General features: G+C 62.7%; 21 protein-coding genes. 11 read left to right on the top strand and 10 right to left on the bottom strand.

Annotated features, from left to right (window positions below; all coding sequences use genetic code 11):
- Nucleotides 1-63 precede the first annotated feature (63 nt).
- On the bottom strand, nucleotides 64-1,473 hold the full coding sequence (locus tag IAG25_RS04165) for an MmgE/PrpD family protein (protein ID WP_187603645.1): 1,410 nt from the start codon (nucleotides 1,471-1,473) through the stop codon (nucleotides 64-66).
- Nucleotides 1,474-1,833: 360 nt separating this feature from the next.
- Here IAG25_RS04165 and acnB point away from each other — a divergent pair, with 360 nt between their 5' ends.
- Nucleotides 1,834-4,419, top strand: a complete 2,586-nt coding sequence (gene acnB, locus IAG25_RS04160; protein ID WP_187603644.1) for a bifunctional aconitate hydratase 2/2-methylisocitrate dehydratase — start codon at nucleotides 1,834-1,836, stop codon at nucleotides 4,417-4,419.
- 90 nt (nucleotides 4,420-4,509) lie between these two features.
- On the opposite strand, the gene bfr is transcribed toward acnB, so the two are convergent.
- Entirely contained in the window at nucleotides 4,510-4,974 is a 465-nt protein-coding gene (gene bfr / locus IAG25_RS04155; RefSeq protein ID WP_187603643.1) for a bacterioferritin, read from the bottom strand.
- Between the two features lie 277 nt (nucleotides 4,975-5,251).
- Here bfr and IAG25_RS04150 point away from each other — a divergent pair, with 277 nt between their 5' ends.
- Nucleotides 5,252-7,426 (top strand): TonB-dependent siderophore receptor, encoded by a 2,175-nt coding sequence (locus IAG25_RS04150; protein WP_187603642.1) that lies wholly within the window; start codon nucleotides 5,252-5,254, stop codon nucleotides 7,424-7,426.
- Nucleotides 7,427-7,543: 117 nt separating this feature from the next.
- Nucleotides 7,544-8,314 carry a precorrin-6A synthase (deacetylating) gene (gene cobF, locus IAG25_RS04145; protein WP_187603641.1) on the top strand — a complete coding sequence of 257 codons (771 nt, stop codon included), beginning with the start codon at nucleotides 7,544-7,546 and terminating at the stop codon, nucleotides 8,312-8,314.
- A 53-nt stretch (nucleotides 8,315-8,367) separates the two neighbouring features.
- Here cobF and metE read toward each other — a convergent pair whose 3' ends face one another.
- A complete protein-coding gene (metE, locus tag IAG25_RS04140) occupies nucleotides 8,368-10,659 on the bottom strand; it encodes a 5-methyltetrahydropteroyltriglutamate--homocysteine S-methyltransferase (protein ID WP_187603640.1) in 2,292 nt (763 codons plus the stop codon).
- Nucleotides 10,660-10,770: 111 nt separating this feature from the next.
- Between metE and IAG25_RS04135 the strand changes: the two genes are divergently transcribed.
- Nucleotides 10,771-11,679, top strand: coding sequence for a LysR family transcriptional regulator (locus IAG25_RS04135; RefSeq protein WP_187603739.1), 909 nt, complete (start codon nucleotides 10,771-10,773; stop codon nucleotides 11,677-11,679).
- 27 nt (nucleotides 11,680-11,706) lie between these two features.
- Here the strand turns inward: IAG25_RS04135 and IAG25_RS04130 are convergent, their stop codons facing one another.
- Complete coding sequence (locus IAG25_RS04130) at nucleotides 11,707-12,360, bottom strand: isochorismatase family protein (RefSeq protein ID WP_187603639.1); 654 nt, start codon at nucleotides 12,358-12,360, stop codon at nucleotides 11,707-11,709.
- 173 nt (nucleotides 12,361-12,533) lie between these two features.
- Between IAG25_RS04130 and IAG25_RS04125 the strand changes: the two genes are divergently transcribed.
- Nucleotides 12,534-13,394: a class I SAM-dependent methyltransferase gene (locus tag IAG25_RS04125; protein ID WP_187603638.1), complete on the top strand. Its 861-nt coding sequence runs from the start codon at nucleotides 12,534-12,536 to the stop codon at nucleotides 13,392-13,394.
- Nucleotides 13,395-13,414: 20 nt separating this feature from the next.
- Here IAG25_RS04125 and IAG25_RS04120 read toward each other — a convergent pair whose 3' ends face one another.
- The 6 genes from IAG25_RS04120 to IAG25_RS04095 form a co-directional block, all read right to left on the bottom strand.
- A complete protein-coding gene (locus IAG25_RS04120) occupies nucleotides 13,415-13,726 on the bottom strand; it encodes a Rieske (2Fe-2S) protein (RefSeq protein ID WP_187603637.1) in 312 nt (103 codons plus the stop codon).
- A gap of 21 nt (nucleotides 13,727-13,747) precedes the next feature.
- The gene (locus tag IAG25_RS04115) at nucleotides 13,748-13,936 is read right to left on the bottom strand and encodes a hypothetical protein (RefSeq protein ID WP_035499036.1); all 189 of its coding nucleotides are present in this window, start codon (nucleotides 13,934-13,936) and stop codon (nucleotides 13,748-13,750) included.
- A gap of 90 nt (nucleotides 13,937-14,026) precedes the next feature.
- Nucleotides 14,027-15,376, bottom strand: a complete 1,350-nt coding sequence (locus IAG25_RS04110; RefSeq protein ID WP_187603636.1) for an MFS transporter — start codon at nucleotides 15,374-15,376, stop codon at nucleotides 14,027-14,029.
- Between the two features lie 162 nt (nucleotides 15,377-15,538).
- Complete coding sequence (locus IAG25_RS04105; RefSeq protein ID WP_187603635.1) at nucleotides 15,539-16,594, bottom strand: 3-keto-5-aminohexanoate cleavage protein; 1,056 nt, start codon at nucleotides 16,592-16,594, stop codon at nucleotides 15,539-15,541.
- A gap of 60 nt (nucleotides 16,595-16,654) precedes the next feature.
- The gene (locus IAG25_RS04100) at nucleotides 16,655-17,503 is read right to left on the bottom strand and encodes a TauD/TfdA dioxygenase family protein (protein WP_035499033.1); all 849 of its coding nucleotides are present in this window, start codon (nucleotides 17,501-17,503) and stop codon (nucleotides 16,655-16,657) included.
- Nucleotides 17,504-17,514: 11 nt separating this feature from the next.
- Nucleotides 17,515-18,495: a quinone oxidoreductase family protein gene (locus tag IAG25_RS04095; protein WP_187603634.1), complete on the bottom strand. Its 981-nt coding sequence runs from the start codon at nucleotides 18,493-18,495 to the stop codon at nucleotides 17,515-17,517.
- 510 nt (nucleotides 18,496-19,005) lie between these two features.
- Between IAG25_RS04095 and IAG25_RS04090 the strand changes: the two genes are divergently transcribed.
- The 6 genes from IAG25_RS04090 (at nucleotide 19,006) to phaZ (ending at nucleotide 25,388) form a co-directional block, all read left to right on the top strand.
- The gene (locus IAG25_RS04090) at nucleotides 19,006-20,151 is read left to right on the top strand and encodes a porin (RefSeq protein WP_187603633.1); all 1,146 of its coding nucleotides are present in this window, start codon (nucleotides 19,006-19,008) and stop codon (nucleotides 20,149-20,151) included.
- A 50-nt stretch (nucleotides 20,152-20,201) separates the two neighbouring features.
- The gene (locus tag IAG25_RS04085) at nucleotides 20,202-20,573 is read left to right on the top strand and encodes a BON domain-containing protein (protein ID WP_187603632.1); all 372 of its coding nucleotides are present in this window, start codon (nucleotides 20,202-20,204) and stop codon (nucleotides 20,571-20,573) included.
- A gap of 49 nt (nucleotides 20,574-20,622) precedes the next feature.
- A complete protein-coding gene (locus IAG25_RS04080; protein ID WP_187603631.1) occupies nucleotides 20,623-22,260 on the top strand; it encodes a fatty acid--CoA ligase in 1,638 nt (545 codons plus the stop codon).
- 22 nt (nucleotides 22,261-22,282) lie between these two features.
- Nucleotides 22,283-22,747, top strand: a complete 465-nt coding sequence (locus IAG25_RS04075; protein ID WP_187603630.1) for a MaoC family dehydratase — start codon at nucleotides 22,283-22,285, stop codon at nucleotides 22,745-22,747.
- A gap of 33 nt (nucleotides 22,748-22,780) precedes the next feature.
- Nucleotides 22,781-24,472, top strand: a complete 1,692-nt coding sequence (locus IAG25_RS04070; protein ID WP_255503499.1) for an alpha/beta fold hydrolase — start codon at nucleotides 22,781-22,783, stop codon at nucleotides 24,470-24,472.
- Between the two features lie 100 nt (nucleotides 24,473-24,572).
- On the top strand, nucleotides 24,573-25,388 hold the full coding sequence (gene phaZ, locus IAG25_RS04065; protein ID WP_187603629.1) for a poly(3-hydroxyalkanoate) depolymerase: 816 nt from the start codon (nucleotides 24,573-24,575) through the stop codon (nucleotides 25,386-25,388).
- The last annotated feature ends 17 nt before the right edge of the window (nucleotides 25,389-25,405 follow it).

Genomic DNA, 25,405 nt, shown 5'->3' with positions numbered 1-25,405 from the left:
GGCAGTGTCTCCTTGGAAGTTATGAAAGCAGGTTCGAGTTGGCCGTGCAGGCACCGGTCGAAGTCAGGTCGGGTTCGGTGCCAGCGGGTCGAGAAGAACTTTGACCACGTCGTCCACTTCGTCGAATTGCAGAATGTCGCGGATCATGTTGTCCACGGTTTGCCGGGCAAGCGGTATCGCCGAATAAGGCACGCATAGCCTGAATTTGGCGATGAAATCTTCGGTAGTGAACGGATTCCTGGGATGTCCCTTCACGTAGATGCATTCTTTCATCAGCTCGCGCCCGTCGCGCAGCCTGATGGTCAGACGTGCACCCCAATCGGACACGTCGGGGTTCTCTTCGGCGGTGATGCGCGTCATCAGCTCGCGCACTTCGGGACGAGAACGTGCCTCTTCGCTGTACGATTCGAGGAACACCTTGTCGTCGAACGCTGCGATGGCGACGACATAGGGCAGGCTGAACTGACACTCGGGCACCGCGACCGGATTCCACTTCTTCTCCTGCGGCTCGCACACGGCGCGCCAGCCCGGCGTGGAAGTCTCGATGTGAATGCTCGCAATATCGTGCGCGCCGAGTTCGCTTTCCTTCATCGACTGGCGGATGGCGTCGATGGACGAATGCGAGAAATAGCACGCGCTATAGCCCTTGGTGATGATGTTTTCCATCTCCCAATGTTCGCCCAGATCCTTGAGAATGAAGTCGGGATCGGTGTGCCAGCGCGCCGTAGAGAAATAGCCTTTGGGACCGAGCAGCACCTCGGCACGCGGCCCGGTGATGCCGCGTTGAGCCAACTGGCAACAGGTAATCGCTGCCTGGCTCACGAGCCCGTGATGCATGCGCACCATCAGCGTGGCGGGCGAGTAAATGCCCATCGTGTTGGGTTGCGTCATGGTGCGTGCGATGCCCTGCGCGTTTTCCAGTTCCTCTTGCGTCAGCCCTATGAGTTTGCCGACCGCGGCCACGGCGCCAAAGATGTAGTGACCGCCGCATTCGTGGTGCTTGATCGCGCGGTTGATGACCTTATAGGCCGTGCCCAGCCGCACGAGCGTTTCCTGACCGACGGCCATCGCCGCCAAAAACGCCTTGCCCGACACCGGGCCGCAAAGACCGGTCGCAGCAAGCAGCGTCGGCACCACGTATTCTGTGATGTGGCCAGCCTCTTCGTGCAGATCGCCGCAGTCCATCGCGCGCGGCATCGGGCCCATCGCCAGTGCGGCTTCGCTGGCCGGCACGCGGCCACCGTAGAAGGGCAGCGGCGTTTGCGGATTGCCGCCGCGCTCCTTCACGAGTGACACGATAGCGGGGATGCCCTCCATCGCGGATCCGCCGATGGTCACGCCCATCGCATCGAGCAGGGTGTGCTTGACGTGACGGATCACGTCGGCCGGCAGGTCGTCGTACTGCGTCTCCAGCGCCATCCGGCACAGGGTCGCCATCGGGTCCTCGACTCCCTGCGGCGTAAATCTCGGCATATCGAAGTCTCCATTCTTTTGCTTTGTGTGATTTGCGGCTTCGGCGTCGTCTCTATTAACTACGATTAGTTAGGTAAAAGCGTGCGAATCGTCGCGGCGTGATTCCGGATTCGGTTTGTCACGATGTATAACGCGTCGGCGCGGGATGGGGCAATGCGTCGGGCGTGAACGTTCCGTACTCTGACAAGACGTCTATCGACTCATCGCAGACCCGGGCGGCTAGGTCTTGTATAAGACATAAGACATAAGACATTTGACGAGGTAATCCGTCTCGATTACAATGGCGATAAAAGCAGCGCCCGGAACAGCCTCGGTGTGGCTGAAAAGCCTTTCCCTGAAACGCAATACCAACGGTCCCCCATGCTTGAAAATTTTCGCGCTCACGTAGCCGCACGCGCCGCGCTCGGCATTCCTCCCCTGCCGCTGACGGCTCAGCAGACCGCCGAACTGGTCGAATTGCTGACCAATCCGCCCGCCGGCGAAGAGCAGATCCTGCTCGACCTGATCACCCATCGCGTGCCCGCCGGCGTGGACGAAGCCGCCCGTGTGAAGGCGGGCTTCCTGGCCGCCGTCGCGAAAGGCGAGACCGCCTGCGCGCTGATCTCGCGCGCCCGCGCCACCGAACTGCTCGGCACGATGCTGGGCGGCTACAACATCGAGCCGCTGATCGAGTTGCTGTCCGACGCCGAAGTCGGTACCGTCGCCGCCGATGCGCTGAAGAAAACCCTGCTGATGTTCGATCAGTTCCACGACGTCAAGGAACTGGCCGACAAGGGCAACGCGAACGCGCGCGCCGTGATCCAGAGCTGGGCCGACGCCGAGTGGTTCACGAGCCGCCCCGAAGTGCCGCAAAGCCTGACCATCACCGTGTTCAAGGTGACGGGCGAAACCAACACCGACGACCTTTCGCCCGCCCCGGACGCGACCACCCGTCCGGACATTCCCATGCACGCGCTCGCGATGCTGAAGAACGCGCGTCCCGGCATCACCCCGGAAGAAGACGGCAAGCGTGGGCCGGTCAAGTTCATCGAGTCGCTGAAGGAAAAGGGTCATCTGGTCGCGTATGTGGGCGACGTGGTCGGCACCGGCTCCTCGCGCAAGTCGGCCACCAATTCGGTGCTGTGGTTCACGGGTGAGGACATCCCCTTCGTCCCCAACAAGCGTTTTGGCGGCGTGTGCCTGGGCGGCAAGATCGCGCCGATCTTCTACAACACGATGGAAGACGCCGGCGCGTTGCCGATCGAACTCGACGTGTCGAAGATGGAAATGGGCGACGTGGTCGAGCTGCGCCCGTACGAAGGCCGTGCGCTGAAGAACGGCGAAGTGATCGCCGAGTTTCAGGTCAAGTCCGACGTCCTGTTCGATGAAGTGCGCGCCGGCGGCCGCATTCCGCTGATCATCGGTCGCGGACTGACCGCCAAGGCACGCGAAGCGCTGGGTCTGCCCGCGTCCACGCTGTTCCGCCTGCCGCAGCAGCCGGCCGACAGCGGCAAGGGCTTCTCGCTGGCCCAGAAAATGGTCGGCCGCGCCTGCGGGCTGCCGGAAGGCCAGGGCGTGCGCCCCGGCACGTACTGCGAACCGAAGATGACCTCGGTCGGCTCGCAGGACACCACGGGCCCCATGACCCGCGACGAACTGAAGGACCTGGCGTGCCTCGGCTTCTCGGCCGATCTCGTGATGCAGTCGTTCTGCCACACGGCGGCGTATCCGAAGCCGGTGGACGTCAAGACGCACCAGACCCTGCCGAACTTCATCAGCACCCGTGGCGGCATCGCGCTGCGCCCCGGCGACGGCGTGATCCACTCGTGGCTGAACCGCATGCTCTTGCCCGACACCGTCGGCACCGGCGGCGACTCGCATACGCGTTTCCCGATCGGCATCAGCTTCCCCGCCGGCTCGGGCCTCGTCGCCTTTGCCGCCGCCACCGGCACGATGCCGCTGGACATGCCGGAATCGGTGCTGGTCCGCTTCAAGGGCAAGATGCAGCCGGGCGTGACCCTGCGCGATCTGGTCAACGCGATCCCGCTCTACGCGATCAAGCAAGGCATGCTGACGGTCGCGAAGCAGGGCAAGAAGAACATTTTCTCGGGACGCATCCTTGAAATCGAAGGTCTGCCCGAGTTGAAGGTCGAGCAGGCGTTCGAGTTGTCGGATGCTTCCGCCGAGCGCTCCGCCGCCGGTTGCACGGTCCATCTGAACAAGGAACCGATCATCGAGTACCTCAACAGCAACATCACGCTGCTGAAGTGGATGATCGCCCAGGGCTACCAGGACCCGCGCAGCCTGCAACGCCGTATCACGGGCATGGAGCAGTGGCTCGCCGACCCGCAATTGCTGTCGCCGGATGCGGACGCCGAGTACGCGGCCGTCATCGAGATCGATCTCGCCGACATCCACGAGCCTATCGTGGCGTGCCCGAACGATCCGGACGACGTGAAGACGCTGTCCGACGTGGCCGGCGCCAAGATCGACGAAGTGTTCATCGGCTCGTGCATGACGAACATCGGCCACTTCCGTGCCGCGTCGAAGCTGCTGGAAGGCAAGCGCGACATCCCGGTGAAGCTGTGGGTGGCCCCGCCGACCAAGATGGACCAGAAGCAGTTGACCGAGGAAGGCCATTACGGCGTGTTCGGTACAGCCGGCGCCCGTACCGAAATGCCGGGCTGCTCGCTGTGCATGGGCAATCAGGCACAGGTGCGCGAAGGCGCGACCGTCATGTCGACCTCGACTCGCAACTTCCCGAATCGTCTCGGCAAGAATACGAACGTGTACCTCGGCTCGGCGGAATTGGCCGCTATCTGCTCGCGTCTGGGCAAGATTCCGAGCAAGGCGGAGTACATGGCCGACATGGGCGTGCTGGAAGCTGACGGCGACAAGATCTACAAGTACATGAACTTCGATCAGATCGAAGACTTCAGGGAAGTGGCCGACACAGTGAAGATGTAAGCGCTATTGAGCTACGGCGTGTTGTTATCGTCGTAGTGAAGGGCAGGGGCGCCGCGGGCATTCAGCCTGCGGCGCCTTTTTTTGTTGTGGTTACGTCGCCGATTGCTGGTAATTTGCGATTCCGACCTTATCGACGAGGCCGATCTGAATCTCGAGCCAGTCGATATGCTCTTCAGTGTCGTCCAGAATATCGACAAAAATCTCTCGCGACACGAAGTCCTTTACCGATTCGCAATAGACGATCGCCTCCCGGCACTTCGCCTGCGCCGATTGCTCCAGTTTCAGGTCGCACTGAAGCACTTCCAGTACATCTTCGCCAATGAGCAGCTTGTCGAGATCCTGCAGATTCGGCAATCCGTCGAGCATGAAAATTCGCTCGATCAGCTTGTCCGCGTGCTTCATCTCCTCGATCGACTCGTCGTATTCGTGCTTACCGAGTCCTTCGAAACCCCAGTGCTTGTAAAGCCGCGCATGCAGGAAGTATTGATTGATCGCGGTCAATTCGTTCTTCAATTCGGCATTCAGATATTGAATAACCTTTGGGTCGGATTGCATGATGCCTCCTTCCTTGTTGCACGGTTAGATGAAGGATAGACGACGGCTGCGAATACGCCGCGAATGCGACTAGCAATGACATGCATTCGTCTCCGCGTGGTCGGGGAGGGCATCGCCCGAAGTCGTCGCGCCAGCAAGTGTCGCGCGGCAGCGACGAACCGCGCCATCGTCCTTGTAATTGCGAATCATTTGCAATAAGATGCCGGGCGATTTCCACACCTGTCACGCAAAGCGTTTGTCGCAGAAGCACGCGCCCGAGCCATTTCAATAACAACGAATGAAGATTTCCAAGACCATTAGTACTGCATCGTTTGCTTGTCGTTCCCGTCGTCACCCATCCAGCCTCGGCGCCGCGCTTCTCGCAAGCGCCGGCCTTGTGTTATCGGCCATGCCGTCGCATGCGTGGGCGCAGGACGCGAACCCGGACGTCACCTCATTGCCGGCCATCACCGTCAAGGCATCGGCCGACAGCGCAACGGCACAAGCCGACAAGATCAACGCCGGCGCACTCGGCACGCACAAGCAAGTCGACACACCTTTTTCGACTCACGTCGTGACCAGCGAGGAAGGTCAGGACCTGTTTGCGAACACCGCCAACGATCTCTTCCAGTATGACCCGGCCGTGTCGATCACGAGTTCGAACGCGGTGTCCGAGAACTCAATGTTCAGCGTGCGCGGCATGCCGATCGACACACTGAACAGCATCAAGGTCGACGGTCAAAGCTTTCCGTCCTGGGACACCGATCTCTCGCTCGAACCATTCGAGCAGGTCGAACTGCTGAAGGGCCTGTCCGGCTTCATGTATGGCTTCGGCGCGCCGGGCGGCATCGTCAACTACGTGCTCAAACGCCCGACCGACACGCCTTATCGCAGTGTCTCGGTGGGCTATCAGTCGGCGGGCGTGTTCAGCGAAAAGCTCGATGTCGGCGGGCGCTTCGGCAAGGATGATCGCTTCGGCTATCGCTTCAATCTCGTCAACGAAGACGGCAATACAGCCGAGGCGAATGGCCATATTCGTCGCCAGGTGGCGTCGGCGGCGCTCGATTTCCGCATCACGCCCGATCTGACCTGGTCACTCGACGCGTTCTACCAGAAGCGCAAGCAGGAAGGCACGATCTTCGGCCTCATGTTCGGCACGAACGGCATTCCGGATGCGAGCACCGTCACGCGTGATCTGTCGCAACCGCAGAACTACTATCAGGTCGAGATGGCGTCGTTCGGCACGGGTCTCGACTATCGGCTGTCCGAGAACTGGCACGCAAGCGTGAAGTATCGATTCGCGAAGGAAAACCGCACCAACTCCGATAGCCTGATCTACGTCTTCAACGACGCCGGCGATTATTCGAACACGCTGTACGCCGCGATGACGCGTTACTTCTATCAGAACGTCGATGCGATGGTGGAGGGCAAGTTCAATACGGGCAGCGTGAAGCACGATGTCGTGATCGGCGCGGGATTCCAGTCGCAGACCACCGAGTACGACAACAGCGAAGGCTGGAACGTGGGCTATCCGCTCGGCACCGGCAACATCTATAGCAGCACGTTGCTGACGAACGCCGATGTACACATCGGGGAGAATCTGTATCAGCAATCGCGGACCACGCAGGTGGCCATTTACGCGAGCGACACGGTGCAGTTCACGTCGCGCTTCTCCGCGCTGCTCGGCGTGCGCTACACGCAGTTTCACCAGTTCACCTACGATCCGACCGGCCTGACGACCGCGAGCTACAGCGCATCGCCGGTCACGCCGACCGTGGCGTTGATGTACAAGACCGACCCGTATTCGACGCTCTATGCGAGCTATGTCCAGTCACTGGAGCAGGGCGGCTCGGCGGCGAATACCAATGTCAATTTCCCGGCGACGTTCGGTCCGCTGCGCAGCAAGCAGTATGAAGTCGGCTTCAAGACGGACCACACGAAATGGGGCGCCAATCTCGCGTTGTTCCGCGTCGATCAGGGCTATTTCTACACGAACACGGCGAACGTCTTCGTGCAGGATGGCACCAAGCGCTATACCGGCGTCGATGCGAGCGGCTGGCTCCAGCTCGCTCAGGACTGGCGCGTGATGGGCGGCGTGATGTGGCTCGACACGAAGGCCGTCGATATCGACGATCCCGCCATCGACGGCAAGCGCATCTACGGTGCGCCGCGATGGACGGTGACGGGGCGCGTCGAATACAACCCGTCGTTCATGCGCCGGCTCACGCTCGCGTTCGGCGGCCGCTATGTCAGCGACATGGCCGTGAACGCCGCCAACACGCAATTCGTTCCGGCATATGCCATCTACGATTTGAGCGGCAAGTATGAGACGCGCATCGCCGGCAAGGCGGTGACGTTCCGCGCTGGCGTGAACAACCTGTTCAATCGCCGCTACTGGACGACGGCGTGGGGCTACTACGTGAGTCCGTCGGCGACACGAACCGCGGTGGCGAGCGCGACGTTGCAGTTCTGAACGCGTTCATGAGATGACGCTACAGGGGAACCGTTCCGAACGGCTCCCCTGTTTTTTTTCATCTCACGATGACGTGAGGATAGTATCTTGCGGATACACGGCAATCTGGAGCAATCAGTGAAGAAAATCCTCATCATCGGGATCGGCGCGGGCAATCCGGAATACGTCACCGTTCAGGCGATCAACGCGATGAACCAGGTCGACGTTTTCTTCGTGATGGACAAGGGCGCATCGAAAGCGAAGCTCGTCGAGGTGCGCAAGGAGATCGTCGAGCGATACGTGAAGGACCGCGACTATCGGATCGTCGAGGCGACGAGCCCGGAGCGTCGGCGAGACGTCGCGAGCTATCTCGATGCCGTCGAAACGTTGAATCACGAGAAGCAGGCCGTGTTCGAGCGTCTGATCGAGGAAGAACTGCGTGATGGCGAATGCGGCGCATTTCTCGTATGGGGCGATCCGTCGCTGTACGACAGCACGATGCGCATCATCGAAGCCATCGATCGGAGCGGACGGCACGACTTCGAGTATGAAGTGATTCCGGGCATCAGCAGCGTTCAGGCGCTCGCGGCGAAGCATCGGGTCGCGCTCAACACGATCGGGCGCGCGGTCGAGATCACGAACGGCAGAGGCATCGCGGAAGGTTTTCCGAAGAACGTGGACAGCGTGGTCGTGATGCTCGACGCGCAGAATGCGTTTCGGCAGGTCGCGGATGAGGATGTCGATATATTCTGGGGCGCCTATGTGGGCACCGACGACGAAATCCTTATGGCCGGCAAGCTGCGTGAAGTGATGGACGATATCGAGCGGGTACGCGCCGAAGCACGCGAGCGCAACGGCTGGATCATGGACACGTATCTTCTGAAGCGTCGCACGCAGCCGAAGGACTGAGAAACAAAACTGCCACCCGAAGATGGCAGTGAAGCTCGATCCGCGTCCGGCGATCAGGCCAGTTGCCGGAGCGTCCGTGCCGCCGCGACCATGTTCTTCAGCGCCGGGATGACCTCATCCCATTGACGCGTCTTCAGGCCGCAATCCGGATTCACCCAGAGTCGCTCGGCGGGAATGCGCTCCGCCGCTTTCCTCATCAGATTGACGATGTGCTCCTGGCTCGGGATGTTCGGCGAGTGAATGTCGTACACGCCCGGCCCGATCTGGTTCGGATAGTCGAAGTCATCGAACGCGTCGAGCAGTTCCATGTCGGAGCGCGACGTTTCGATGGTGATGACATCGGCATCCATATCCGCGATCGACGCGATGATGTCGTTGAACTCCGAATAGCACATGTGCGTGTGGATCTGCGTTTCGTCGCGCACGCCGTTGGCCGTGATGCGGAACGATTCGACCGCCCAGCGCAGATACGCCTTCCACTGCGAGCGGCGCAGCGGCAGGCCTTCGCGCAGCGCCGCTTCGTCGATCTGAATCACGCGCACGCCGGCTTTTTCCAGATCGAGCACTTCCTCGCGGATCGCGAGCGCGAGCTGATGGCATGACACCGAACGCGGTTGATCGTCGCGCACGAACGACCAGTTCAGGATCGTCACCGGACCGGTGAGCATGCCCTTCATGGGCTTGTCCGTTTGCGATGCGGCATACCTGATCCACTCGACCGTCATCGCCTCGGGGCGGCTGATGTCGCCGAAAAGAATCGGCGGTTTTACGCAGCGCGAACCGTAGGACTGCACCCAGCCGAACCGGCTGAACGCATAACCGTCGAGTTGCTCGCCGAAATATTCGACCATGTCGTTGCGCTCGGCTTCGCCATGCACGAGCACGTCGAGACCGAGCGCTTCCTGCTCCTTCACGGCGCGCGTGATCTCACGCTCCATCGCGGCCTTGTAGGCGGCGTGATCGAGCGCGCCGGCCTTGAACTGGCTGCGTGCGTGACGGATTTCGCCCGTCTGCGGGAACGAACCGATGGTCGTCGTCGGGAAGGCCGGCAGACCGAGCATCGCGGCCTGCTTCGTCGCGCGTTGCGCGTAGGCGCTCTGACGCTTGCCGAGCGCCGCGTCGATCTTCGCGATGGCGGCCTTGACCCTGGGATTGTTCACGCGCGGCGACTGGCGGCGGCTTTCGATCGCGGCGGCGTTCGCGGCGAGCGCATCGGCGACCACGGCGCGACCTTTGTTCAACGCGCCCGCCAGCACGTTAAGTTCGTCGAGCTTTTGCAGCGCGAACGCGAGCCACGACTTGATTTCGGCATCGAGCTCGGCTTCGCTGTTCAGATCGACCGGAACATGCAGCAGGGAGCAGGACGGCGCGATCCAGAGACGATCCCCGAGTCGCCGATGCAGCGGTTCCAGCCATTCGAGCGTCGCGCCGAGATCGCTCTTCCAGATGTTGCGCCCGTTGATCGCACCCACGGACACGACCGCGGTTTCCGGCAATTGCGCGACGGCATCCCCGATTTCGTCACGCGCGTTGATCACATCGATATGCAGGCCGTCGACCGGCAGCCCGCATGCGAGCGCGAGGTTGTCCTGCAACGGCCCGAAGTAGGTTGCGAGCAGCAGGCGCACGCGGCGCGCCGACAGCGCATCGTAGGCGGTGACGAATGCATCGCGCCATGCCGGATCGAGTTCGGTGACGAGCGCAGGTTCGTCTATCTGCACCCAGTCCACGCCCAGCGCCGCGAAATGGTCGAGAAGCGCCGCATACACCGGCAGAAGGCGCGGCAGCAGCGCGAGCTTGTCGGAGTCGTCCTTCGCCTTGCCGAGCCACAGATACGTCACCGGGCCGATGATGACGGGCTTCGCGTTCACGCCCTGAGCGCGCGCTTCGCCGAGTTGTTCGACGAGTCGCGACGCATCGAGCCTGAACTGCGTGTCCGCTTCGAACTCCGGCACGATGTAGTGGTAGTTCGTATCGAACCACTTCGTCATTTCGCCCGCTGCGACGCCGCCGCAGCACGCGGCGTGATCTTCCGCGCCCTGCGCCGAACGGCCACGCGCGACGCGGAAATAGTTGTCCAGCGCATCGCCGTGAAAACCGCGCACGCGCTCGGGCAGGTTGCCGAGCGTGAAGCTCATGTCGAGCACCTGGTCATAGAACGCGAAGTCGCCGACGGGCACATAGTCCAGATGCGCCTGCTCTTGCCAGTGGCGCGCGCGAAGCCCGGCGCCGGTCGCCTTCAGCGCGTCGCGCGACGATTCGCCTTTCCAGTATTTTTCGAGTGCGAATTTCAGTTCACGCTTCGCGCCGATGCGCGGGAATCCGAGGTTGTGTGCCGTAGCCATCGTGCGGTGTCGTCCGTAGAGAATAAATCATGGACGATGATAGAATTTTTGATGCATGAATAAAAATGGATTGTTTTCATGCATCGATTAACTTTTTTCATGGAGCGGGCGATGCTGGAACGCAGTCATCTGATGGTCGTGCGGGAAGTCGAAAAGCAGGGCTCGCTGACCGCCGCCGCCGACGTGCTGAATCTCACGCAGTCCGCCCTGAGTCATACGGTCAGGAAGCTGGAGCAGCAACTGGGGACGCCGGTCTGGACGCGCGAGGGACGCAGCATGCGGCTCACGCAGGCCGGGCATTATCTGCTTGGCTTCGCGAACCGCATGTTGCCGCAGTTCGAGCAGGCGGAAGTGCGCATGAAGCAGTATGCGCAGGGCGAGCGCGGCACCTTGCGCATCGGTATGGAGTGCCATCCGTGTTACCAGTGGCTGCTGAAGGTCGTGTCGCCTTATCTCGCACGCTGGCCGGACGTCGATGTGGACGTGAAGCAGCGGTTCCAGTTCGGCGGCATCGGCGCGCTTTTCGGCTTCGACATCGACGTGCTCGTCACGCCCGATCCGCTCAGGAAGGACGGACTGCGATTCGAACCCGTGTTCGATTACGAGCAGGTGCTGGTCGTCGCCGAAAACCATGCGCTGGCTTCCGCGGCCTATGTCACGCCCGAGCAGCTTGCGTCCGAAGTGCTCATCACCTATCCGGTCGAGACGGACCGGCTGGACATCTACACGCGGTTTCTGACGCCGGCGAACGTGGTGCCGAGACGTCACAAGGTGATCGAAACCACGGACATCATGATGCAGATGGTCGCGAGCGGGCGCGGCGTGGCAGCGTTGCCGCGCTGGCTCGCGGAAGAATACGCGGACCGTATACCCATCACGCCGGTCAAGCTCGGCAAGAAGGGCATCGCGAAGAAGATTTACCTCGGCGTGCGCGAGGCCGATCGGTCGATCGATTACCTTGCGGCGTTCATCGCGCTGGCGCGCGAGGCGGACTGGGCGCAGGCGCGCATCCAGGCGTGACGGCGAAGCAAGCCTCCGCTGTCGCGGCTATCGTTGCGTCATCGCCCCGACTACGTCCTGGGTCTTGACGACGGCATGCGCGAGAAACGCGTAGTTGACCATCGCGGCCTTGTAGCCGTCGCCCCAGGTCGGATGACGCGGCCCCGCCGTGGCATCGGCGACAACGTACACTTCGAAGCCCTGCTCTATCAGGTCGCGCAAGTGCGACTCGACACACATGTTGGCGAGCATTCCGCCCAGCACGATCTTGCGCACATTACGCTTTCGGAGTTGCAGCGTCAGGTCATTCGTCTGAGGACCGAATACCTTGTGCGGACTTACGACGACGGTATCGCCGTCCTCGATATACGGCTTGAATTCGTCGAGCCAGTCAGCGCCGGATTTCTCGAAGCCGCTCAGATTCAGCGCTCCCGCGCGAGCGAACGTGCCGCTTGCGAACTCGTCCGCTTCGAGCGGGCCATTGAACTTCCATGCACGATCGGTCGGATAAAAATAATGCGGCGAAATGAAAACGGCGAACTTCGCCGCTTTCGCGGCCTTGAAGATTTGCAGCATATTCTCGACGGTTCGGTTCTCCGTCACGCTGGCTCCAACTGCGCCCCAGTTTTTACCGAGCGGGCTGAGCACGTCGATTTGCGGATCGATAAACACGACGGCCGTGTCGGCCGGATCATATTTCATGGTTCGAGCTCCTTACGGTGTAGTTCGCGCGATATCGCCCCGGCGAATTCAACACAGTGTAGGCAACGTGCCGAATCATTCAACAGGAAATCAGCGCCGCCTGGCCTCGGCTCACTCCGCAGAAAATGGAAGAAACGCGTATCGTGTCGCGTATCCACGACTTCATTCGTTCCATGAACCCTATCCGCCTCGACCCGTTGCGCGCGATCATGATCGCCGCCACCGTTTTTACACTCGCGCTGACCGGGTGCGCGTCCTCGTCGCTGAGCTCGCAATCGCAAGGAGCGAGTTCCAGTTCGCTCGACGCCGCCATCGCTGGATCGCAACGCACCGACAAGGCCCGCGCGCGCGACATCTATCGTCACCCGAAAGAGACGTTGCAGTTCTTCGACCTCGGTCCGAACCAGGCGGTGCTGGAGATCGCTCCCGGCGGCGGATGGTATACGGACATTCTCGCGCCCTATCTGCACGACGCAGGCCAGCTTTATGAGGCGCAGTATCTCAGCACGTCCGCCGATCTCGCCGCCGAGGACAGCGATACTGATGCCGCCTATCGGCGCAAGCTCGCGGCCGCTCCGGCGGTGTATGGCAACGTCGTCGTCGGCACCTTGCACGCGGGCCGGTTCATCGGCTTCGACGCGCATGAGCGGTTCGACCGCGTGCTCACGTTCCGCAACATCCATAACTGGATCAAGGACGGACAAATCGATGCCAACCTGCGCGCATTCCATGACGCGCTGAAGCAGGGCGGTGTGCTCGGTGTCGAAGAGCATCGCGCGCGACCCGGCACGACCGTGCAGCAAATGATCGATTCCGGATACGTGACCGAGGCGTTCGTCATAGAACACGCACAGGCGGCCGGTTTCGTGCTGGTCGCGCGCAGCGAGATCAATGCGAACCCGAAGGATACGAAGGACTATCCGCACGGCGTGTGGTCGCTGCCGCCCACCTACAGGGGTGGCGACGTCGACCGTTCGCGCTATGCCGCCATCGGAGAGTCGGATCGCATGACGCTCAGATTCGTCAAGCCGTAGCGATCGACGGCATCACGCGATCAATCGCCGGTTCGCATCATCAGTTCTCCGTCGATCGTTTCGACGGGGAGCTTCGTCAGACACAGACCCTTCGCGCCGACCATGCAGCCCGACCTGATATCGAAGCGCAGGCCGTGCGCGGGGCATTGCAGGACATGACCGTCGAGACGGCCGTTCGCGAGCGAAGCGCCGCTGTGCGGACATGAATTGTCGATTGCGTGAACCACGCCTTCGACGTTGAAGAGCACGACGCTACGTCCTTCGACGAATGCGAGCATGCGCGAGCCGGGCGCGAGGTCGGTGCCGCCGGCAATCGATATGTTGTGCGTCATGTGTGTCGTGCTCAGTCGTGCTCAACGCCACGCGCTCAGATCGTCGCAGGGCGTGTGCGCATCCATCCAGTCGTAGGGTTCGTGCTGTCGTCCCCACGACCAGTTGTGCGCGCAAGCCTGGCGTCGCGCGGGCTTCGCATCCAGATCCGATTTCGATTCGACGGAAGCGGGGCCATTCATCGGCGAAGCGTTTTGTACATCGACGGACATGCTTGAATCTCCTTCAAAGTAATGCCCGAATGCGGACAAAGGTTCGATCGCGCGGTCTTGAACGATCAAGACCGCGACAGTGAGCAGAGGCTATGCAAGCGGCTTCTGCGCAGGTTCGTTGGGCGACGCCTGCTCACGCAGAGCATCGATGCGGTTCAGGTCACGCGCATATCTCGACCGGCCGATGGCGAACGCGATCATCGCCGCGACGCTCACGAGCGGAATCAACTGCAGCGCGCCCAGAAGACCGATGCGGTCGGCGATCGCGCCGGTGACGAGCGGACCCGGCGCGAGACCGATCAGATTGTTCGCGAGCGTCAGCGTCGCGAATGCCGAAGCATGGATCGACGCCGGAGTCAGGTTCGCCACCATCGCGCCCGCCGGGCCGGACGTGCCCGCCACGACGAGAATCCCCACGCCGAGCAGGACGAGTTGCAGCGGGCCGGCATCGAGCCTGAAGCCGATGGACAGGCACACGAGCGAGAGCAGGCAATAGACGACCGCGGTGATCCACTTGCGCGAGGGCGCATTCCTGCAGATTCGGTCCGTGACGACGCCGCACGTGACCATGCCAACGCCGCCCAGCAGCACGAATACCGCTGCGCCCGCTGCTGCCTTGTCGGCGGGCAGCGCATAGTAGCGATTCAGGAAGCTGGGCATCCACGCGATCACGGCGCCCATGATGAAGAGCTGCAAGCCGCTGCCGATATACGCGCAGACCACCGAAACCGTCGAGAAAAGACCGGCCAGCAGCGTGCGCAGGCTCGTGCGCACACCGTCTTTCTGCCGTTTCGCAGCCGGGACATCGGGATACCGCGCGGCGATGCGCTTGTCCGATACGACCAGCCGGTAGGCGATCACGAGCAGCAGGCCGAAGCCGGCCATCGCGCCGAAAGACGCCCGCCAGCCGAAGTGCACGGCGACGAATCCGCCCAGCGCCATGCCGAGCACCGAGCCGAACGCGCCGCCGGCCATGAAGGCGCCGGTGAGCGTGGAGCGCAGGTGCGACGGGAAAATACTGAGGATGAGCGCAATCCCCACGCTGCCATACGCCGCTTCGCCGAGACCGACGAAGGCGCGGGCGATCAGCATTTCGCCGTAGTTCGTGGCGATGGCGCAGCCGAGCGTCGCGACGCTCCAGAGCGCCGCCATCAGCACGAGGCTGCGCACGCGGCCCCAGCGGTCCGCGAGAACGGAGAGCGGGAAGGTCAGAAGACCCACCATCAGCGCGACGACGCCGCTGAGCGAGCCCAATTGCGTGTCGGAGAGGCCCCAGGTCTGCTTCAGCAGAGGGAATACCGCGTTGAGGACCTGTCGGGACATGTAGTCCGACAACAGTAGTCCGAATGTGAGCGCGAATACGATCCACGCGTATTTGCGCGATACGGCCTTGCCGGCGTTGATGCCGCGCGCGGCCGGCTCGATGCAGTCGATGTCCAAGATTGTCTCCTCCGATGTACGGCGTGGGCCTCGTCGTGCGCGTGTTCGCGCAGCGTGCCGTCGATTTTTCTGACCGGGAAGTCGGGCTTCCCGGTCTGCGCCGTGGAGTTTCAGGTTAGAAGTATGGGCGCGGCGACCATCGCCGCGCCTTCATGCCGTGCTTCAGGCCGCGCGCAGCGGAATGTTGACCTGGCCCGGCTTGCGGTTCGGCGCCATGCCGTTCGCTGCAAGCGTCTCGTCGGCGGTCTCGTACTGCACGCCGATACGGTAGATCTCGCGCGCTTCCTTGCCGCTCGCGATCTCGCGTCCCAGTTCGCGGGCCACGCGTACGCACTGCTCGATCTGCTGCACCGACGTGAAGCGGTTGCCGTGCTGATCGATGATCGTATCTTCGATGCCGCAGCGCGGATGCAGGCCCATCGACATCGCCATCATGTTGAACGGCAGCACGTTTTTCAGCAGCGACTCGGCCGTGAGCGTGCAGCCGTCCGGCGCGCGGTGAACGAAGTTGAAGAAGTTGAACGGGTTCGGGCCGTCGAAGCCGCCGCCGATGCCGATCCACGTCAGGTTCAGCGGCCCCTTGTAGACGCCCTTGCGCACGAGGCGTTCGAGCGTTTCCAGCGCATGGATGCCGGTGAGCTGGAAGTGCGGCTGGATGCCCGAAGCCTGCAGACGGCGCAGATGCTCCTCGACCCATACGGGGCCGGCGGGCACGGTCATTTCGCTATAGGCGGCCATGAACGCGGGATTCGACAGCGACGTGCCTTCCAGATACTCCGGATACAGCAGCTCCATGATGTTCATCTGCGTCGTGTTGATCGCGACGGTCACCTGATCGGGCTTCGGATCGAGTTCGGCGAGCATGTGGCGCGTGTCGTCGGAGAGCCACTTGGCCGCCTGGCCGTCGTCTTCCGGCGCGAACGAGATGGAGCCGCCGACCTGGATGATCATGTCGGGAACGGCCGCGCGCACGCCCGCGATCAGCTCGTTGAACTTCGACAGGCGCTTGGAGCCCTTGCCGTCCAGCTCGCGCACGTGCAGATGCAGAACGGTGGCGCCGGCGTTATAGCAGTCGACCGCCTTCTGGACCTGTTCGTCCATCGTCACCGGAATATCTTCCGGGAAATCGGCCGGGGCCCATTCCGGACCGTACGGCGCGACCGTGATGACAACCTTGTCCTGGTTTTCGGGGTGAAGCGAATCGTCGAGAAATTGCATGTCTGGCTCCTGCTGAAAATGAATTCGATGTGAGATGTACTGCGCCGCGCCGCGCGGATATCAATAAGGCACGTCGCCGATGATTCCGGCACGCTCCATCTTTCGATGGCAAGGCGGATAGTCCATGACCGCGTAGTGCTGCGTGCTGCGGTTGTCCCAGATCGCGATGCTGTTCTTTTTCCAGCGCCAGCGGACCTGGTATTCGGGGATATACGCCTGGCTGATCAGATAGCTCAGCAACTGACCCGCGCCCGGATTGGCGTCCTGGCCGAAGCGCACGCGTGCGGGCGTGTGATAGTTCGTGAAGTGCGTAGTGAAGGCGTTGACGAAGAGGGTCGCTTCCTTCGTCTCCGGATGCGTGCGCACGACGGGGTGTTCCGCGTCCGGAAACTGGGCTTTCAGGGCGAGCCGCTTTTCGATCGGCATCGCGGCCCCGAAGCTGGCTTCGATGCTGTGGCGGGCCCGCAGGTCGGCGATTTGCGCCTTGACATGCTCGGGCAGGTTCTCGTAGGCGAGGACCATATTGGCCCAGATCGTGTCGCCGCCGACGGGCGGCGTTTCGACGCAGCGCAGCACGCAACCGAACGGCGGCGCGGCGCGCCAGGTGGCGTCCGTGTGCCAGGCGTTCTCGTAGCGATCGTTGGGCTGGTCGGGATTCTTGTAGATTCGCACCAGACCCGGATGCTCCGGATCGCTGCCGGCGACCGGATGATCTTCCAGTTCGCCGAAGCGGCGGGCGAACGCGACGTGCTCGGCGCGGGTGATGTCCTGATCGCGCAGGAACACCACGCGATGCTTGAGCAGCGTTGCGCGGATTTCCGCGAACAGGCCGTCATCGTGCACCGCATCGGCGATGCTGACGCCGGTCAGTTCCGCTCCGATCGCGCAGGTAATTTGTTCGACGCGCATTATGTGTCTCCTCACACGAAGAAAATGGATGAACCGGTGGTCTTGCGCGATTCGAGATCGCGATGCGCTTGTGCCGCATCCTGCAGCGCATAGCGCTGGTTGATCTCGATGCGAATGCGCCCGCTCGCGACGTGCCCGAAGAGTTCGCTTGCGAGCTCGCTCTTTTCGGCCGGATCGGCGATGTAGTCGGCGAGCGCGGGGCGCGTCAGATAGAGCGAGCCTTTCATCGCGAGCAACTGCGGATTGAACGGCGGAATCGGACCGGATGCGGTGCCGACGCAGACCATCAGGCCACGGCGGCGCAGCGAGTCGAGCGACGATTCGAACGTGTCTTTTCCGACGCTATCGAACACGACATTCACGCCCACGCCGTCCGTCAGTTCCCGCACGCGCTTCGCGACATCCTCGTGGCTGTAGTTGATGACGTGCGTGCAGCCGTGCGCACGGGCGATTTCCGCCTTTTCGTCGCTCGACACCGTGCCGATGACCGTGACGCCGAGAAGGCGCGCCCACTGCGACACGATCAGCCCGACACCGCCAGCCGCGGCGTGCAGCAGGATGGAATCGCCCGGCTTGAACGCATGGATGCGGCGCATCAGGTACGAGGCGGTCAGGCCGCGCATGGTCATCGCGGCGGCGGTCGCGCATTCGATTCCCTCCGGCAGGCGGATAAGCGCTGCCGCAGGCGCGAGGCGCTCGGTGCTGTAGGCGCCGAGCGTGTTGATGAAACCGGTGTAGGTCACCCGGTCGCCCTCGCGCACCTGATCGACGCCCGCTCCGACGGCCTCCACCACGCCCGCTGCCTCCACGCCCATGCCGGCAGGCAGGGGGACCGGATACAGGCCGCTGCGGAAGTAGGTATCGGCGAAATTCAGGCCGACGGCCTCGTGACGCAGCCTGACCTGCCCGGGGCCGGGCATGCCGACCGGAACCTCTTCCCAGCGCAGGACTTCGGGGCCGCCCGTCTCGTGAAAGCGAATCGCATGTGCCATTTGTTTCTCCATTCATGCGCCCGAGCGGTCAGGCTCGCAGCGTGTACAGTGGTTTTCGCAGCCCGGAACCCGGTCGCAGCGCCGGCCGCTTCGATGCGGGCTGGCAGATGCTGATGCCTGGCGTTATTACGCCGGATCGGCTGGTGTGTGAACTCATACGCATCGTAGTCCCGGATGGGCTTGCGCGACCCTCTCGCGTAGGGAGGGGTCCACCTCCCGCCCGTCGCCCCCCTCCCGGCGCGCTGCGGGGACTTTTACAAGCGGTTTTCACGCGCGCCCGGTCTCACCCCGTCGCCCCTCCCACCGGGAGAGGGGCTGGAATCGCGTTCCTTTCGTATTCTTGCTACAAGCCTTCACACGCCGTCGCGATGCCGCCGGGTTGCGCCCGGTTCGCTGCCTCGGCGGCCATTCGAACGACGGGCCTGTGAAGCGCCCACCCACCGATTGCCCGGCCCTGACCACATTGTTGTGCATCGGGATGCGTGCAAGCCAACAAGATACGGAGACCTTATGAAGCGAAGCCTAACCAGCGCGGCGGTACTGCTGGCCTTTTCCGGAGCCGCACACGCGCAAAGCTCGATAACGCTGTACGGCGTAGTCGATTCCGGGCTGTTCTACCAAAGCACCGCGGCGGCGTCGTTCGCCCCGAACGCGCCCAATCTCGGCAAGGTCTATCGCTTCAAGGACGGCGGCATCTATTCGAGCGGCTGGGGTCTCAAGGGCACCGAGGACATCGGTGGCGGCTATCACATCAACTTCAAGCTGCAAAGCTCGTTCGACAGCGGCACGGGCAGATTCGGCCTGAGCGACACGCCGGGCGTCACCGCCCAGTTCAACCAGTATGCGACGCTCGGCGTTTCGGGGCCGTTCGGCAAGCTCGACGCGGGCCGCCAGATCGTCCCGATGATCTGGGCGATGTACGACACCGACGTGCGCGGCGCGCAGTACTTCGGCAGCATCCTGACCGCGTGGCTCGGCATGAATCAGGCCGCGGGCTGGCCGGGCACGAACACGAACGGCGCGATCGGCGCGCTGTACGACAGCAACGCGCTCGTCTACGAGTCGCCGAAGTTCTATGGCGCGTCGTTCGCGCTGGAGTACGCGCCCGGCGGCGTCCCCGGACATTTTCAGGGCGGCACGCGCGAGTCGGCCGTGCTCAAGTATTCGAACTACGGCCTGAACCTCGCCGCGGCGTACTACAACGGACATGACGCCAATCCGTTTCCCGCGACCTATCCCGCCACCCCGGCGATTCCGGCGACGGGGCAAGCGAACAACCGATTTTTCTACGCTGGCGCCCAGTACACGTTTTACGGTTTCTCGGTGTCCGGTTCATACGGCCATGGCAAGAACCCGGCAAACAGCAATCGTGCCGATATCGATATGTATTCAGCTGGTCTCGGCTATCGATTCACCCCCGCTCTGAAGGTGACATCGGGTTTCTATTACCTGAAGGACAACAACAACTCGGCGAATCATTCGAGCGAGTTCGCGGTGGGCGCGGAATACAGCCTGTCCAAGCGCACGCTTGCCTATGCGCAGGTCGGCCATGTCGATAACCACGGAACGATGAACCAGACGATCGTGTACGGGCAGCCTGTGGCGCCCGGAACGTCGACGACGGCTGCGATGCTCGGCGTCCGCCACAACTTCTGACGCGCGGCCGCGCGACACGAAAATCCCGTGAACAATAAATGGAACAGTCCATGAAGAGCATCAAGCCATTCGGATCAGGTTTTGCGGCGTTGATCGTCCTGGCGTCGATCGGAGCCGCTTCTTATGCCGGCGACACCATCGCGGCCGCGAGCGCGCCTTCGGTTGCGTCGAGCGCGAGCGCGCCGGTCGCCACTCGCAAGGAAAATCGCGCGCTGCGCAAGCTCGTCTACGCCGAGTTCGCGAAAGACAAGAGCATCGACGCCGGGGATATCGGCGTCGGCGTTAAGAGCGGCGCGGTGACGCTGACCGGCACGGTGATCGACGCCGCGCAGATCGAGAAGGTCGGCGCCCTGGCGAAAGGCGTCCCCGGCGTCGTGTCGGTGACGAACAAACTGGCTATCAGGCGCAATTTCGCGCAGTAGTCCACGCGGCGCGCGGCCCTGCATCAAGGAAAATCAAGTGAATCACGACATGTTCGAACCCACCCAGTCGGCGTATGCGTACCCGCTGCTCATCAAGCATCTTTTGCACACACCGCTCGCGCACGCGCCCGATCAGGAGATCGTGTATCGCGGCGAGACGCGCCTCACCTACCGCGCGATGCGGGAGCGCATAGGGCGCCTCGCCAACGGTCTCGAACGGCACGGCGCGATCATGGGCAGCACCGTCGCGGTGATGGACTGGGACAGCCATCGCTACCTCGAGTGCTACTTCGCCATTCCGATGATGGGCGCCGTGCTGCAGACGGTCAACGTGCGGCTCTCGCCGGCGGAGATCGCCTACACGATCAACCACGCGGGCGCGCAGATCCTGCTCGTCCACGCGGACTTCCTGCCGGTCATCGAATCGATCCGCGATCAGCTCGAATCGGTGCGCACCTTCATTCTGATCGAAGACGAAGGCAGCGCCGCCGCCGCGCACGCGATCCCGTTCGCGGACGAATACGAGAGCATGCTCGCCGCGAGCGAGTCCGCCTACGACTTCCCGGACTTCGACGAGAACACGCGCGCCACCACGTTCTATACGACGGGCACGACCGGTTTGCCCAAGGGCGTCTACTTCTCGCATCGCCAGCTCGTGCTGCACACCATCACGGGAATGGCCGCGCTCGCGAGCCCGGTATCGGGACAGCGCTTTCATCGCGGCGACGTGTACATGCCGATCACGCCGATGTTCCACGTCCACGCGTGGGGCATGCCGTACATCGCGACCGTCCTGGGCGTGAAGCAGGTCTATCCCGGCCGCTACGTGCCCGAGCGGCTCGTCGCTCTGGTGCGCGATGAAGGCGTCACGTTCTCGCATTGCGTCGGCACCATCATGCACATGCTGCTCAATTGCGGCGAAGCGAAGAGCGTCGATCTCAGCGGATGGAAAGTGGTCATCGGCGGGGGCGCGCTGCCTCAGGGCCTCGCGCGCGCGGCGCTCGATCGCGGCATCGATATCTTCGCGGGCTATGGCATGTCCGAGAGCTGCCCCCTGATGAGTCTCGCGCAGCTAAAGCCCGGCAGCGAGACGCTCGGCCTCGACGAGCAGGTGCCCCTGCGCTGCAAGACGGGTCTGCCGTTGCCGCTCGTCGATCTGCGCATCGTGAACGAGGAAGGCGCCGACGTCGCACACGACGGCCGTGCGAGCGGCGAGGTCGTCGTGCGCGCGCCGTGGCTCACGCAAGGCTATCTGAAGGATGCCGACGCGTCGGAAAAGCTCTGGGAAGGCGGCTATCTGCATACGCAGGACATCGCGAACATCGATACGAACGGGTATTTGCAGATCACCGACCGCATCAAGGACGTGATCAAGTCCGGCGGCGAGTGGGTTTCGTCGCTGGAGATCGAGAACCTGATCTCGCTGCATCCGGGCGTCTCCGAAGTGGCCGTGATCGGCGTGAAGGATGAGAAGTGGGGCGAACGGCCCGCGGCGCTGATCGTGCGCAAGCCGCAGTTCACGCCGGCCGTATCGGAAGACGACATCAGGAATCACGTGCTCGGGTTCAGCGAATCCGGACGGATTTCGAAGTACGCCGTGCCGCAGGTCGTGAGGATCGTCGATCAGCTCGAAAAGACGAGCGTCGGCAAATTGAACAAGAAGCGGTTGCGCGAGCAGTTCGCCTGATCGCTCGAAGGAAAGTTAAAGCATGAGCATGACTGGATACAGCATGGCGACGATCGATGAGTTCGTCGGCCGTGAACTGGGTGTGTCGGAATGGGTCGTCGTCGACCAGGCACGCATCGACGCATTCGCGCATTGCACCGGCGACACGCAGTGGATACACATGAACGAGGAGCGCGCGAAGCGCGAGGGGCCGTTCGGCGGCACGATCGCGCACGGCTACCTGACGCTTTCGCTGCTGGCGACGCTCGCGATCGAAGTGGGCATCATCCCGGCGGATGCGTCGGCGGCCCTGAACTACGGGCTCGACAAGGTGCGTTTCATGGCGCCGGTCCGATCCGGCTCCCGGGTCAGAAGCCGCGTGATGCTGACGGATGTCGACAGGAAGAGCGGCGGGCGGATCATCGTCAGGGCGGACAACGCGTTGCAGGTGGAAGGCGAGGACAAACCCGCGCTGATCGCCCAGACGCTCGTGATGATTCTGGCGTGATGGGTGAGCAAGGATGAAAGTTCGGAGATCGAGATGGCAGCAAACATGAACAGCGGCAACGACGACATCACGGCTGGCGCAACCGACGGCATGCTCGGGCCCAACCCGTTCGTCGGGCTGCGCGCCATCGATATGCTCGCCGCCGCCCGGCAGATCGGCACGCAGGCGATGCTGCATCCCGCGCTGCTGCTGGACCAGACCGCGGCGCTCGCGCGCGATCTGACGTCGGCGGTAAGCGGCAAGGAAACGTCGTCTCCGGAACGGGGCGACAAACGTTTCGCCGATCCGGCATGGCGCGATCAGCCGCTGTATCGCACGACATTGCAGGGCTATCTCGCCTGGCGCGATGCGCTCGCCGGATTCGTCGAGCGTTCGGCGCTGGACGACCGGAACAAGGAACGCGCGCAGTTCGTGATGTCGCTCGTGACGGACGCGCTCGCACCGACCAACACGCTGGCGGGCAATCCCGTGGCGCTTCGCAAGGCCGTGGAATCGGGCGGCGCGAGCGTCGTCGCCGGCATGAGAAACATGCTCGCCGATACGCTCGGCAACAAGGGCATGCCGTCCCAGGTCGACAAGCGCGCGTTTCGCGTCGGCGGGAATCTCGCCACATCCGCAGGCGCGGTCGTATTTCGCAACGAAGTGCTCGAACTCATTCAATACACGCCGGCGACGCCGAACGTGTACGCGCGTGCGCAACTGATCGTGCCGCCGCAGATCAACAAGTTCTACGTCTTCGATCTGTCGGCGAACAAGAGCATCGTCGAGTATCTGGTGAAGAGCGAGTTTCAGGTATTCGCGGTGAGCTGGCGCAATCCCAGCGAGGAACATCGCGACTGGGACATCGACACGTATGTCGCCGCGCTCATCGAAGCGATTCAGGCGGTGCGCGACATCACCGGCAACCCGGACGTGAACCTGCACGGCGCGTGCTCCGGCGCGATGACGATCTCGGCGCTGCTCGGCCATCTGGCCAGCCGCGGCGACAAGTCGGTCAACGCGGCCACGCTGATGGTAGCGGTGCTGGACAGCACCTCGCCGTCGCAACTCGGGCTTTTCACCACGCCCGAGACCGTCGAGATCGCCAAGCGCAACAGCAAGAAGAAGGGCGTTTTGGCCGGCGAGGAAATGGGCCGCGTGTTCGCCTGGATGCGTCCCAACGATCTGGTGTGGAACTTCTGGATCAACAACTATCTGCTCGGCGAAGCGCCGCCCGCCTTCGATGTCCTTTACTGGAACAACGACGCGACGCGTCTGTCCGCGAAGATGCACGGCCAGCTGCTCGACATCTTCATGGGCAATCTGCTGAGCACGCCGCGGGCGCTGAAGGTCCTCGGCACGCCGGTCGATCTGTCCGCGGTCACGTGCGACACCTACGTCATGGCGGGCATGACCGATCACATCACGCCGTGGAAAGGCGTCTACAACACGGCGCGCGCATTCGGCGGAAAAACGCGCTACGTGCTGAGTTCCAGCGGCCATATCCAGAGCCTGATCAATCCGCCGGGCAATCCGAAGGCAAAGTTCTTCCGCAACGACGAATTGCCCGAAGACGCCGACACATGGCTCGCCGGCGCGAAGCCCGAAGCGGGATCCTGGTGGAGCGACTGGCGCGAGTGGCTCGCCGCACGTTCCGGCGAACGACGCGCGGCACCGAAGGCGCTCGGCAACAGACGGCACAAGCGGCTCGCCGACGCACCCGGAACCTATGTTCTGGAGGCTTGATTAGCGGTTTCAGGCCCGCAGTCGACAGCCGACAAGCGCATCGAAAAAAAACGCCGCGCACCCGCGCGGCGTTCCGTTTATATCCACATGGAAAAGAACGATGAAAACTGTGCGCACGATGGACATTCAGACCGTCACGATGGACGGTCAACTGCTTCGCGTCGGCATCTGGCGAGGCAGCGATGCTTCGCCGCCGCTCGTCATCTTCAATGGCATCGGCGCCAATCTCGAACTGGTACAGCCGTTCGTCGATGCACTCGGCGACGTGGAAGTCGTGATCTTCGATATTCCGGGCGTGGGCGGTTCGCCTGCGCCGCTCGTTCCGTATCGCTTTTCCACCTTGGCTGTGCTCACCGACAAGCTGCTCTCGCATCTCGGCTATGACGGGCAAGTGGATGTGCTCGGGGTATCGTGGGGCGGCGCGCTCGCGCAGCAGTTCGCGTATCTATATCCGTACCGCTGCCGGCGGCTGGTGCTGGCCGCCACGTCGCCGGGTGTCATCATGGTGCCCGGACGGTTGTCCGTGCTCTCCCGTCTGATCGGCTCGCGGCGTTATCGCGACCCGGATTATCTGCGCGAAGTCGGCGCCGAGATCTATGGCGGTGCATACCGGCGCGATCCCGAACTTCTGGAGGAGCACGGCCGCCACATTCAGGCGCCGGGCGGACGCGGGTACGTGTATCAGCTACTCGCCACATGTGGATGGAGCAGCCTGCTCTGGCTCGGTTCTCTGCGCCAGCCGACCCTCGTCATGCATGGCGACGACGATCCGATCGTCCCGCTTGTCAACGCGAAGATCATTGCCAGCCGCATTCGTCAGGCGACGCTGCACGTCATCGAGGACGGCCACCTCTTTCTCATCACGCAGACGAGTGTGGTGGGTCCGTTGGTGCGCAACTTTCTGCTGGCGGGGTAGCTATCAAGGGCGGAGAT

Source organism: Caballeronia sp. EK (genome assembly GCF_014384845.1).
GTDB classification, from domain to species: Bacteria; Pseudomonadota; Gammaproteobacteria; order Burkholderiales; family Burkholderiaceae; genus Caballeronia; species Caballeronia jiangsuensis.
Note: the sequence above shows the minus strand (reverse complement) of the source record. Positions and strands in the feature narration are given on the sequence as shown.

Coding starts and splice junctions, on each gene's coding strand:
- IAG25_RS04165 (WP_187603645.1), bottom strand. CDS start 1,473: ATGCCGAGATTTACGCCGCAGGGAGTCGAGGACCCGATGGCGACCCTG.
- IAG25_RS04095 (WP_187603634.1), bottom strand. CDS start 18,495: ATGGCACATGCGATTCGCTTTCACGAGACGGGCGGCCCCGAAGTCCTG.
- bfr (WP_187603643.1), bottom strand. CDS start 4,974: ATGCAATCCGACCCAAAGGTTATTCAATATCTGAATGCCGAATTGAAG.
- acnB (WP_187603644.1), top strand. CDS start 1,834: ATGCTTGAAAATTTTCGCGCTCACGTAGCCGCACGCGCCGCGCTCGGC.
- IAG25_RS04090 (WP_187603633.1), top strand. CDS start 19,006: ATGAAGCGAAGCCTAACCAGCGCGGCGGTACTGCTGGCCTTTTCCGGA.
- IAG25_RS04100 (WP_035499033.1), bottom strand. CDS start 17,503: ATGCGCGTCGAACAAATTACCTGCGCGATCGGAGCGGAACTGACCGGC.
- IAG25_RS04115 (WP_035499036.1), bottom strand. CDS start 13,936: ATGTCCGTCGATGTACAAAACGCTTCGCCGATGAATGGCCCCGCTTCC.
- metE (WP_187603640.1), bottom strand. CDS start 10,659: ATGGCTACGGCACACAACCTCGGATTCCCGCGCATCGGCGCGAAGCGT.
- IAG25_RS04135 (WP_187603739.1), top strand. CDS start 10,771: ATGCTGGAACGCAGTCATCTGATGGTCGTGCGGGAAGTCGAAAAGCAG.
- phaZ (WP_187603629.1), top strand. CDS start 24,573: ATGAAAACTGTGCGCACGATGGACATTCAGACCGTCACGATGGACGGT.
- IAG25_RS04085 (WP_187603632.1), top strand. CDS start 20,202: ATGAAGAGCATCAAGCCATTCGGATCAGGTTTTGCGGCGTTGATCGTC.
- IAG25_RS04070 (WP_255503499.1), top strand. CDS start 22,781: ATGGCAGCAAACATGAACAGCGGCAACGACGACATCACGGCTGGCGCA.
- IAG25_RS04125 (WP_187603638.1), top strand. CDS start 12,534: ATGAACCCTATCCGCCTCGACCCGTTGCGCGCGATCATGATCGCCGCC.
- IAG25_RS04075 (WP_187603630.1), top strand. CDS start 22,283: ATGAGCATGACTGGATACAGCATGGCGACGATCGATGAGTTCGTCGGC.
- IAG25_RS04105 (WP_187603635.1), bottom strand. CDS start 16,594: ATGCAATTTCTCGACGATTCGCTTCACCCCGAAAACCAGGACAAGGTT.
- IAG25_RS04150 (WP_187603642.1), top strand. CDS start 5,252: ATGAAGATTTCCAAGACCATTAGTACTGCATCGTTTGCTTGTCGTTCC.
- IAG25_RS04130 (WP_187603639.1), bottom strand. CDS start 12,360: ATGAAATATGATCCGGCCGACACGGCCGTCGTGTTTATCGATCCGCAA.
- IAG25_RS04080 (WP_187603631.1), top strand. CDS start 20,623: ATGTTCGAACCCACCCAGTCGGCGTATGCGTACCCGCTGCTCATCAAG.
- IAG25_RS04120 (WP_187603637.1), bottom strand. CDS start 13,726: ATGACGCACAACATATCGATTGCCGGCGGCACCGACCTCGCGCCCGGC.